At 61.7% G+C, this 9809-nt stretch carries 13 protein-coding genes; all 13 read right to left on the reverse strand.

From position 1 onward, the window contains the following. Window positions 1-33: 33 nt before the first annotated feature. Complete coding sequence (locus tag ACN0RC_RS02745) at window positions 34-687, reverse strand: copper resistance CopC family protein (protein ID WP_417508533.1); 654 nt, start codon at window positions 685-687, stop codon at window positions 34-36. Continuing rightward, window positions 684-2597 carry a cytochrome c oxidase assembly protein gene (locus ACN0RC_RS02750; RefSeq protein ID WP_417508535.1) on the reverse strand — a complete coding sequence of 638 codons (1914 nt, stop codon included), beginning with the start codon at window positions 2595-2597 and terminating at the stop codon, window positions 684-686. The genes ACN0RC_RS02745 and ACN0RC_RS02750 overlap by 4 nt, the downstream gene beginning before the upstream one ends. Beyond that, window positions 2594-3094, reverse strand: a complete 501-nt coding sequence (locus ACN0RC_RS02755; protein ID WP_417508537.1) for a DUF3515 family protein — start codon at window positions 3092-3094, stop codon at window positions 2594-2596. Before ACN0RC_RS02755 ends, ACN0RC_RS02750 begins: the two co-directional genes overlap by 4 nt. Further along, the gene (lnt, locus tag ACN0RC_RS02760) at window positions 3091-4668 is read right to left on the reverse strand and encodes an apolipoprotein N-acyltransferase (protein ID WP_417508620.1); all 1578 of its coding nucleotides are present in this window, start codon (window positions 4666-4668) and stop codon (window positions 3091-3093) included. Before lnt ends, ACN0RC_RS02755 begins: the two co-directional genes overlap by 4 nt. Window positions 4669-4675: 7 nt before the next feature. Continuing rightward, window positions 4676-4807, reverse strand: a complete 132-nt coding sequence (locus ACN0RC_RS02765) for a hypothetical protein (protein ID WP_417508539.1) — start codon at window positions 4805-4807, stop codon at window positions 4676-4678. Further along, window positions 4804-5139, reverse strand: coding sequence for a DUF6804 family protein (locus ACN0RC_RS02770; RefSeq protein WP_417508541.1), 336 nt, complete (start codon window positions 5137-5139; stop codon window positions 4804-4806). Before ACN0RC_RS02770 ends, ACN0RC_RS02765 begins: the two co-directional genes overlap by 4 nt. 2 nt (window positions 5140-5141) lie before the next feature. After that, the gene (lspA, locus tag ACN0RC_RS02775) at window positions 5142-5678 is read right to left on the reverse strand and encodes a signal peptidase II (RefSeq protein ID WP_417508543.1); all 537 of its coding nucleotides are present in this window, start codon (window positions 5676-5678) and stop codon (window positions 5142-5144) included. Then, window positions 5668-6348 (reverse strand): copper resistance CopC family protein, encoded by a 681-nt coding sequence (locus ACN0RC_RS02780; RefSeq protein ID WP_417508545.1) that lies wholly within the window; start codon window positions 6346-6348, stop codon window positions 5668-5670. Before ACN0RC_RS02780 ends, lspA begins: the two co-directional genes overlap by 11 nt. Continuing rightward, complete coding sequence (locus ACN0RC_RS02785) at window positions 6341-7255, reverse strand: cation diffusion facilitator family transporter (protein WP_417508547.1); 915 nt, start codon at window positions 7253-7255, stop codon at window positions 6341-6343. Before ACN0RC_RS02785 ends, ACN0RC_RS02780 begins: the two co-directional genes overlap by 8 nt. A 14-nt stretch (window positions 7256-7269) precedes the next feature. After that, complete coding sequence (locus tag ACN0RC_RS02790) at window positions 7270-8283, reverse strand: flavin-containing monooxygenase (protein WP_417508549.1); 1014 nt, start codon at window positions 8281-8283, stop codon at window positions 7270-7272. Continuing rightward, the gene (locus ACN0RC_RS02795; protein WP_417508622.1) at window positions 8280-8942 is read right to left on the reverse strand and encodes a DsbA family protein; all 663 of its coding nucleotides are present in this window, start codon (window positions 8940-8942) and stop codon (window positions 8280-8282) included. The genes ACN0RC_RS02790 and ACN0RC_RS02795 overlap by 4 nt, the downstream gene beginning before the upstream one ends. 93 nt (window positions 8943-9035) lie before the next feature. Continuing rightward, a complete protein-coding gene (locus ACN0RC_RS02800; RefSeq protein WP_417508551.1) occupies window positions 9036-9464 on the reverse strand; it encodes a hypothetical protein in 429 nt (142 codons plus the stop codon). Between the two features lie 58 nt (window positions 9465-9522). Then, window positions 9523-9809: signal peptidase II (locus ACN0RC_RS02805; protein WP_417508553.1), on the reverse strand; the 287-nt coding region annotated here is incomplete at its 5' end.

A 9809-nucleotide genomic window follows, 5' to 3' on the forward strand; every position in this document is an offset into this window, starting at 1 on the left:
AGACCGTATGATGCGACTGCCAAAGCATTGGCGTCAATCTCGGGCACGTCGTTTTCGGATCTGGCTCACGCTGAGCGAAATTGACACGATTCCCACGCCCACAATGACCGCTCCGATGATGATGGGGATCACGATGCCTGCGGATTCTTCTCCCTGATCTGGGAGTGCCGAAGGCGAGGCTTCGGGGCTTGCTGTGACATCTGTGTCTGTCGTCGGATCGGGAGCCGATGCTCCGGGTTGTGCGCGGCTGTCCGCGTTCCCACACGCCGGTAGATCCCAGCCGAGAGCCGGCTCAACCTCGTCCAACGGTGCGTACGTGAACTCGTATCCCTCGGATATGGGATGCCCATCACTGGACACCGCGTTCCATACCACGGAGTAGACGCCCGGTTCGCCGAGCTTCACCGCGGTAGAGAGGACGTTGCGGTCGATCGTGGAGCAAGTGGACTCGTAGAACAGCCCATCGGGCCCCTGAATTTGCGCGAAGCTTGCCTGGCTGAAATCGACAAGCTCACCGCTGAAGGTGAGGACGACTTCGTTGAGCTGTGTGACGGTGTCATCGGCTTCTGGTGAGGCGTCCTGAAGGGTGTCATGTGCGACGGCTGCCGTGGCGGGGCCGCTGATGGCCGCCAGCGCAGCTAGGGCAATGATGGCACCAGCGAACCAGGGGGCTTTTCGTGCAGTCACGCGTGAATGTCCTTTCGTGAGACTTGTGAGATTTGTGAGACCAGGGTGTTGTCGTGCGGATTACTCCGCTTCCAGCGGATGACCACTATGACGGTCATTGCCGCAAGCGTTCCTCCGATGGACAGGGCAATGGTTCCGCCAACGGCCTGGTCCTGTAGCGGGGTGAGTCCCCAGGTGCGGCCCATCGCGCCAAACCACTCCGACACCATGAGGTCGGATCGGGCGATGATGTTGATGGCGAACAGCGCCGACACCAGGGTCAACGCGATGAGCGTGCTGAGCAGCCATGGACGCGAGAGATGAGGTTTTGACTGATCTGGGCGGAAAAACGCGGCGACAAGCAAGCACCCCGTCAAGAGCAGATGAGTGAGCAGCCATTGGTAGCCGAGTTGGTCGTACAGCGACCACCGCAACAGATCGGTTTGATGGACCAACCACAACGAGCCAGCGAACAACGTCGCGGCGCAGACAGGGTGTATCGCCACTCGCACGAGCGTGCTATCGGTCGCTTTCAAAACCCACTCCCGGATGCCTCGGGTTTCATCCTCACGCGGACGGATGGTCGCGATCGCCAGAGTGAGAGGGGCAGCGGATACGAAGAGAAGAGGTACGACAAGGCTCAACAAGACAAGCGCCAAAAGGCGCATGCTGATCAGATATGTTCCGTATACGGCGATCGGGCCGCTGGTCGTCCACAACAGCAATCCCATGGCACTGATCCAGTACACCGTGCGTCGCACGGGCCAACGTTGCTGTTCTCGTCGGAGACGTTGGACGCCCGCGATGTAGAAGAACACTCCAAACGCGGCTGCAAACACCCACAGAAGATCGGGGCTCCATGCGGTGAACCAGCGCTCTATGGTGAGCTCCGGCGGCACAGGCGCTTCAGTGAGGATCTCCGCGGCCGTCGTTTTTGCTAGGGGCGCCGTTTCGGACGGCGCCGCCGTCCGCGCAAGCGCGGCCGCCGCTCCACTCGCGATGCCCAAGAAGGCCAGTTCGATACACACGAACACCCAGAACATGCCTCGTCCGGAGCCAGCTTTCGCGATGAGGCGACCACGGTAGAGGGCCCCGAGGATCCCTACGGCCAGCAGAGCGACGATCTTGGTGAGCAGGATCAGACCATACGGAGTTGCCAGGTCTTCCCATCGTCCGAGTGCAGTGAGCGCACGTGCGTATCCCGAGACGGCGACGATGATGAAAGCGACCAGCGCGAGCGTCGAGTATCTGCGGAGGAGGTCCTCGAGTGCCGATTGCGGGACGACGGGGCGAACGACGACAAGAAGCGTCAAACCGCCAAGCCAAACTGCAGCTGAGACGACGTGCAGGACGAGAGACATGACGGCTGCGTCGTGATTGGCGAGCTCGCCTGAGTGTCCTTGCGTTGCCATCGGCACCAGGCTGATAAGTGCCAGCAGTCCGGTGATGAGCACGGCGCCGTATCCGCGCACGGCAAATGTGAGCACGGTGACGGAGGATGCAAGGACGGTGGTGATGAGCCATGCTCGCCCAAGCTCGGTGTCAAGAAGGAACCGTCCCAGTTGCGCGCCGAACTCTGATCCGAGGCTGACTTCCGGGTTGAATGATGACAGGAACGTGAGGAATGCGACCGTTCCGCTTGCCACGGTGAGCACCGCAGCACCAGTGGAAGCGACATCGAGCGCGATATTGAAGGGCTTCGTACCGGCTGGGAGTCCGAACAGTGCGAGTACGAGCGCTCCGGCCATTACCGCGCCAGAAAGGTTCACGAACAACTCGGCAAACGGAAGGCCCCAGCGCACCAGAGCACCCGGATCATTGGTGAAGCGCGGGTCCGCGCCGCCGCCGATCATCAGTGCGATGGCGCCCGCGATGATTGCGGCGAGGATCAGGATCGTCGGCCCGGTTACCCGGAGGAAAGTCGGGCTCACGGTGTGCTTCCCTCGCCCTGCGCATCGTCTTCCTGAGTGGCCGGCGCTGTGCACTCGCTAGTCTTCGACAGTTGTTGGGCCGCTCCGGCCAGCGATTGAAGAACACTGTCCGCAGACAGGATCGTCGTGTCCACGTAGACCTGCACAGCAGGCTCCCGTCCGTACGTTGTCAAGCGCAGCTTGGGTGTCTCGGATTCGTCGACAATCCAATCCACGCCGCTCAGAGTGACACACTGCTGCGTTGTGGGGGCAGGTGGCTCCAGGCCGCAGGTGACGAGTATGCTGCTCGGCGTTCCCCACGCGGCTGTCGCCTGCGCGTCGGTCCAGACGCGGCTTTGATCGCCGACTGAGTCCGGAAGGCGCACCGTGACCTCTGCGCACAGCGGGTCATTCGCTTCCGCTGCCGGTTCCATGTGGATCGTGGATGTGCAGCCGCTGAGTCCCGCCATCACCGCTGCGGCGCCGGAGAGTAGAAGAAGCCGTGTCGTAGTTTTCATAGGTTGTTCCGTTCGCGGCGTGCACCGCCGGTATAGCGCGTGTGACGCGGGACGAAAGTGGCAATGAGCAGGGCCAACACACTTGCACCGCCGAGCACGGGACCGATCCAGGGCATCAGTGCCACTGCCGGGGTGATGCCTGTGTAGAGGGACACTTCGCTGATCTGGGCGCCGGTTGTGTCCACGGATAATTCTGAGAGCACCGTTCCATCCTTCCCGATGATCTGGCTGGTGCCCGTGGTGGAGACGTTCACAACTGTCCGACCGGTTTCGATGGCACGCATGCGTGCGGTAGCCAGTTGCTGCAGGTTCTCGTCCGTTCCTCGGAAGTCGGCGTTGTTCGTCTGGAACACGTACAGTTGCGCACCAGCCATCGCACTTTCTCGGATGACGTTGTCGTAGATCACGTCGAAGCAGATCGCCAATCCGATGCGCGCGTCTGCGACGTCCATGACAGGGGCGTTCGAACCGGGGGCATATTCCCGCTGGATCAGGCCAATGAGGTCGGGAGCGACGGCTTCGTAGAACCATCGATCTGGGACGTATTCACCGAACGGCACTGGGTTGGCTTTGTCGTGGAGCTGCACCGCCCCGTCCTCGCCCCACAACAGCGAGGTGTTAAATATGCCCCCCTCGCGCACTGTTGCCGCGTTCACCAACGCGGGTGCCCCCATGTCGCGGACGAGCCGGTCAAGTCGAGCGGCGGCTTCCGCGTCGCGGAGCGGGTCAGCATCGACGGATCCCTCAGGCCAGACGAGAAGATCCATCGAGCGTCCGGCTAGCGGCGTGCTCGCCGCTTCCTGCGCGTCCAGGATGTCCCCAGCGGATTTCGCGTCGAAATAGCCACTCGGACCGTTGCCTTGCACCCACCCGACCTTCAAAGCCCCGACTTGCTCGGTCGGAAACAGCGGGATGAGCACGGTGAGGAGAACAACCAGCCCGGCGGGAATCAACCCTCGCCCTCGCCGCTGACCCAATGCTTGTAGGACACTGGCGCAGATGAAGACCATCAAGAAGGACAGTCCTGTCGTACCTACCCATGAGGCGGCGGCTGCGAATGGGCTGTCAACGAGAGTGAGGCCTGTCCGCGCCCAGGGGAAGCCACCGTATGGCCAGCTGCCCATCACCGTTTCACGCAGCACCCATACGCCGGCCACCACTGCAGGCACGACCGTTAAGAGCCCTCGCGAATACAGGGCGAGGCGGTAAACGAGAGCAATCAATACGCCACCGGCGCCGAACAGCATCGATTCCAGGCCCGCCAGCGCCACCCACGGCACCGGCCCCAGGAACTTCGACACCCACACGAGGTGTGTGAAGTAGAAAGACGCCCCGTATACGAAAGAAACGAGGAAGGCGGACGGAAGCGAACGCCCTTGCAGCGTCCAGAGAGCGATCGTCACGCTCACGAAAGCAACGGGCCACCACCCGATTTCGGGGTAGGCGAGGTCCAGGGACGCACCGGCAAGAAGCGCCGCGATCACCGCGAAGCGCAGTGGCAACGTTGGTGTGATCCTTCGCGGAGCAGCCCCAGGTTGGGAGGGTCGCCACGCTCGTTGCGCAGGATGAACCATCGAAGAGTCAGCGTTCAACGTCACGGGAGTTCAGCGTGTTCAGGTATTGGTTGTAGTCATCGAGCTGGGCATTGCCGTGGGCGTCGACATCACGATTGCTGGTAGCAGCTGCCGTAGCGGCGAGCAGTTTTCGGCTCATTTCCGTTTCACCCTGATGGTCGCACCGGCAACAATAAAGACGACGGCCGCCGCGGGTTGAGCTGTTGTCCAAACAGGCCCGGAGAAAGGGAAGGGCGCCACAGGATTCCATATCACCGCGATGGCTAAGAACACCGGAATCCACCACCAGTGCCGTGCCTGCATGGCGAACCAGCCCACGATCAACGCAAAGATCGATGCCACAAACTGGACCAAGGGTGCCCAGTTCGCAAGGATCAGCGCCGGGGCGAGGAACAAGATGGCTGCCGCGATGAGGCTGGGCGCGAGAGCGTTTCGCTGATATCGCGAAGGGGTTGGTGTTTTTCGGTTCACGGTCAGCTCACCGTCTCCTCTACTGTCGGGCGTCCGATTACAGTCGGATCTGGTTGCGTGGTGCGTCGGTCGCTCCTTCGAAGGCTGCAGACCACGAGGAGGACAGCGCCGATGGCGAGGGCGACGTCGGCGAGATTGCCGATGAAGAGGTCCCCATAGACCAGAAAGTCTGTGACGTGACCTCTGCCGAACGCGGGCGGCGCGAAGAGCCGGTCGATGAGATTGCCGATCGCGCCCCCCAAGATGAACCCGAATCCGATGGCCGATCCTCTATTCCGAGTGCGCGCAGCTGCAACGAACAAGACAGCAGTTGCGGCAACTCCGATCACTGTGATGAGTCCAGTGACGCTGGAGCCTAATGAGAAGATTGCGCCGGGATTGAATGCCAGTTGAAGCCCCAACAGGTCGCCAAGAAGAGGTATACGTCGGTCTTGACTCAGCTCGCTGACAGCCAGGATTTTCGTCCCCTGGTCTACCAGGACGATGCCCGCGGCGACGATAAGCGCCGTGGCGAATCGGCGTAGACGGTTACGCGTCATTGTGGGCATCCTTTGCGGCTTGGGCACGGTCCCTTTGGCGGCGTTGACGACCCATCAGGAGCACTCCGATAACTCCGCCACCGAGAATTATGACGAAGGCGCTCACCATGAGGAGCGGGAGGAACTCGAACGCCCCGCCGCCGGATGGAGCGCCACCGTATTCCTTCGTCGTTTCAGCGGGGGAAGCAGAGACTTCAATCGCCGGTTCTTTGGCGGCCGCTTCGGGTGCCGAAGGACTCGGGCTGATACCTTCTGGTTTGTCGACGTCGGAGCCAGCGGTCGTGGGCGCCACCGTATACGTGTACTCGCCGCTGATGGGATGCCCATCGGCAGAGACGACCTTCCAGCGCACTGTAAACAAGCCCGTGACCGCCGTCGGCGCGAGGTGTTGAGTGATTGACGTGCCGCTGATACCCGGAGCGTCGATTGCGACAGTTGCTCCCTGGTCGTCGAGCACTTCGATGACCGACGCGCCCTCCATATCTGTGAGCGCTCCACTGAAGGTCAAGGTGATCTCATCCGGAGAGCCGTCAATGGTGGAGTTCGCTTGTGGATAGGACGAAACGAAATCGTCGTGAGCTGCGGCGGGGGAAGATATGCCGAGCACGCTGGCGAAAGCAACAAAAAAAGTGACCAGGGCGACGAATGGTGCTGAGTGCTTCTTACTCATGAGTGAGGTGTTCTCCGGGGTGCGATTCGGGTTCGATCTGGAATGTGGAGTGTTCGATGCTGACGGCGAAATGCTCGGTGACGCATTCCTGGAGCTTTGTCAGCAGCGCAGAGGAGTCCTCCATGGTCGCTGCGGCGTCGACGACGACGTGAGCGCTCAGCGTGGGTAGATCTGTCGATACCTGCGTGGCGTGAAGGTCGTGAACGGCAACGACGTGCGGGAGCTCGAGGATGTGTCGGCGGACCTCGTCAAGGTCAAGGCCCCGCGGTGTGGATTCCAGCAGCATCCGGCCGGAAGCCCGCAGCAGGATGATTGTGCGCGGGATGATGAGCAAGGCGATCAGAACGCCGGCTACAGCGTCTGCTTGGTACCAGCCGAACAGGGCGATGAGGATTGCGCTGGCGATGACGGCGACGGACCCGAGGGCGTCGTTGACGACTTCGAGGAACGCGGCACGCATGTTGAGGTTCTGCCCTCGTCCGCCCACGAGAACAAGTAGGGATGCGATATTGGCGACCAGCCCGATGATGCCGAAGAACAGCAGGCTCCCTGATGCGATCTCCGGAGGCTCGAACAACCGTCTGACCCCTTCGACGAGCGCGAAGAGACCGACGCCGAGCAGCAGGGTGGCTTGCGCGAGAGCGCCGAGCACTTCCGTGCGCCGCAGTCCATAGGTGTAGCGGGGAGTAGGTGGCCGGTTCATCAGGTGCGCGGCGGTGACGGCCATCGCGAGCCCGATGACATCGGTGAGCATGTGCGCCGCGTCCACGAGCAGCGCCAGGCTGCCGGTGATAACCGCGCCGACTACTTCGACGACGAAGAATGATGCGGTAATCGAGAACGCGATAATCAGGCGTCTGCGAGGGGTGGCATTTCCGGTCCCGTGGCTGTGACCCACTTCTTTCATGATTGGCCTTCCTTTCAGGGGCGGTCGGCGATTTGGTGCGCGATGGTGAGCGCGTCTTGCCAGGCTCCGGTGATCGTGTCGGCGCCCCGCAGGCTGTAGCTGGGTATTCCGGCGACGAACAGGCCAGGCACGCTGGTTTTCGTACGCAGTGGCCGGTCCGAAGGCCGTCTGGGGAGCCAGGAATCTCCGGAGGCGTAACCAGTGGCGAGGATCACTGAAGCTGGCTGCACCTGCGATCCGTCGGCAAACGTCACCGTCGCGCCACCCGCACCCACGACGGCTGGCGCCCGCGTGATCCCCGGGGAAAGGTGAGCCTGGTCACTGAAAACTGGCTCAGGGCGTCGCACGCGTGACAGCCACGACACCGTCGGCCTGGCAGCCGATGCGTAGTGCTTCCGTGCTCGATACCGCCGTCGTGTCCGCGACGAAAGGGTGACGTCATGCGAGCCGGAGAGCTCTTCGGCGAGCCGGACACCGCTGTTTCCTCCGCCGACGATCAGTACGCTCCCCGGTGGAATCTGCGCAGGGTACTGGTACTCGCTGGAGTGCAGCACGATGCCCGGCACCGTCAATGCCCGAGACCATTCCGGGACCTGGGGTATGGTGGCTGCACCAGTCGCACAGACGACGTTGCGTGTTTGGATATCTCCGCTGGATGTCGACAGTTGCAGAGTGAAGCCAGCGCCTATTTGTGTCACGCTGTGTGCTCGCACCCCCCACACGGCTCTCACACCGAGTTCGGCTTCCACTGATGCCAGGTAGTCGAGCATCTCGTCGGCTCTCGGATAGCGGTTCTGGTCTCCCGGAAATGGGAATTGAGGAAGCGCACTGCGACGTGCATCACTGAGGAGCACCATGGAATGCCATCGACTCGCCCAGCTACGTTGTCCTTCAGGGGCGGCGTCGATAACCGCGAAGTCCTTCTGCGGCTCCATGCCCTGGTTTCTCAGCGCGGCAGCAACAGCCAAGCCAGATTGTCCGGACCCCACGATGATGACCCGTCGGTGAGATAGTGCCTGTGCCATCATTGCTCACCGTTCACCGCTGACTCGATGCTGTTCTCAAGGTCATCCCACTTTTGGAGGGTGACCGGTTCACCGTCGATGAAGAACGTGGGGGTACTGCTGACTCCGAGTTGCTCGCCGTCGTCGAGGTCTAGCTCGACCCGCTCCGCCGTTGCAGGGTCAGCGACAGATTCATCGAACGCTGCCATATCCAACCCGAGCTCCTCAGCGAAACTTCGGAAGAGATCGGCGCGTGAGTCCTGCGCCTCGCCCCACTGCGTCTGCGTTTCGAACAGCCGATGGTACATGTCCTCGAACCGGTCCTGCTGCGCGGCCGCCTCGGCGGCGATCGCAGCGTTCTTGGAGTTGAGATGACCAGGTAGAGGGAAGTAGCGGACCACGTAGGTGATCTCTCCGTCGTACTTCTCACGGAGGTCCTCGACAACGGGGTAGAACGCGCCGCAAGCTTCACACTCGAAGTCCAAGAATTCGACCACGGTCACCGCGCCTTCACCTCCATCATCAAGGACATGTGACCCTTCTCGCATCACCTGCGGACCGTCACCGATCTCAGCGACGGAGGCAGCATTATTTTGATTGACGAGGACATAGATCAGTGCACCGACAAACAGCACGACCACAAGCGCTACGGCGGCGATGGCTGCCTTCACAGAATTTTTCACAGACACTCCAAACTCAGACACAAAGGACACACGGATTCCAGCTACAGCCGGGTGGACACCATCACAGGCAGATGGTGCTGTGCGGAGTGTGTGTCAGGTGCGTGAAATGGAGAGCTGCGCCAAAGATAGAGGAGCAGTGACAGGTCGGCCCGTCGCCCGAGCGAACGCAAGCATGCGGGGCAGACGAAACAGGATGCGTGGCGCTGCTCGGACGGAGAGAATGCGCGCGAGAACAAGGACGAGTACGCAGCAGATGATGCCCAGCAAACATCCAGCGACGCCGAGCATTAACGGGTCGTCGGATCCTTCGCCGATCGCAGTGCTAGCGGCAGCGGCTTCTGCGCTACCGACAGAGGATAAGTCCTGTGTCGGTAGCGGCACACCCGCGAGCGAGGCAGTTGAGATGGACGTCTCAGACTCGTGAATCTCTCCCGACCATGCCCCAAGGATCAGAAGCAGCGCCAGCCCGAGTCCGGTAATGATCTTCGTTATCAGCGAAGTTTCGGCCAGCAACGTCTTCATGCGTTTACTAGCCGTCGGTTTCATTTGTCCACGATGATACCAGTCGAATATGGCCCGGCTAAGAAGCTTCCTGTGAGGGATTCCCGCGGAACATCAGGATCGCTCCGGTGATCGCAGCGGTGACGATCACGATGTCGGCGACGTTACCGATGAACCAGTTGCCGTAGGCCAGGAAGTCCACGACGTGCCCCTGAGCGAATCCCGGTTGACGGAAGAGCCGGTCGCCGGCGTGCGAAGCAGCGGCCCCGCCGAGCCCACCGATCACGATCGCCCACCCGGGGCGTCGGACCCGGAACGCGAACACGATCGCGGTGGCCGTGGCCGCGACGGCGATGAGAGCGAACA

Origin of the sequence: Microbacterium sp., assembly GCF_048259935.1 — a bacterium.
In the GTDB taxonomy this organism is placed as follows: Bacteria; Actinomycetota; Actinomycetes; order Actinomycetales; family Microbacteriaceae; genus Microbacterium.

Coding starts and splice junctions, on each gene's coding strand:
- lnt (WP_417508620.1), bottom strand. CDS start 4,668: ATGGTTCATCCTGCGCAACGAGCGTGGCGACCCTCCCAACCTGGGGCT.
- ACN0RC_RS02800 (WP_417508551.1), bottom strand. CDS start 9,464: ATGAAGACGTTGCTGGCCGAAACTTCGCTGATAACGAAGATCATTACC.
- ACN0RC_RS02785 (WP_417508547.1), bottom strand. CDS start 7,255: ATGAAAGAAGTGGGTCACAGCCACGGGACCGGAAATGCCACCCCTCGC.
- ACN0RC_RS02780 (WP_417508545.1), bottom strand. CDS start 6,348: ATGAGTAAGAAGCACTCAGCACCATTCGTCGCCCTGGTCACTTTTTTT.
- ACN0RC_RS02765 (WP_417508539.1), bottom strand. CDS start 4,807: ATGAGCCGAAAACTGCTCGCCGCTACGGCAGCTGCTACCAGCAATCGT.
- ACN0RC_RS02790 (WP_417508549.1), bottom strand. CDS start 8,283: ATGATGGCACAGGCACTATCTCACCGACGGGTCATCATCGTGGGGTCC.
- lspA (WP_417508543.1), bottom strand. CDS start 5,678: ATGACGCGTAACCGTCTACGCCGATTCGCCACGGCGCTTATCGTCGCC.
- ACN0RC_RS02755 (WP_417508537.1), bottom strand. CDS start 3,094: ATGAAAACTACGACACGGCTTCTTCTACTCTCCGGCGCCGCAGCGGTG.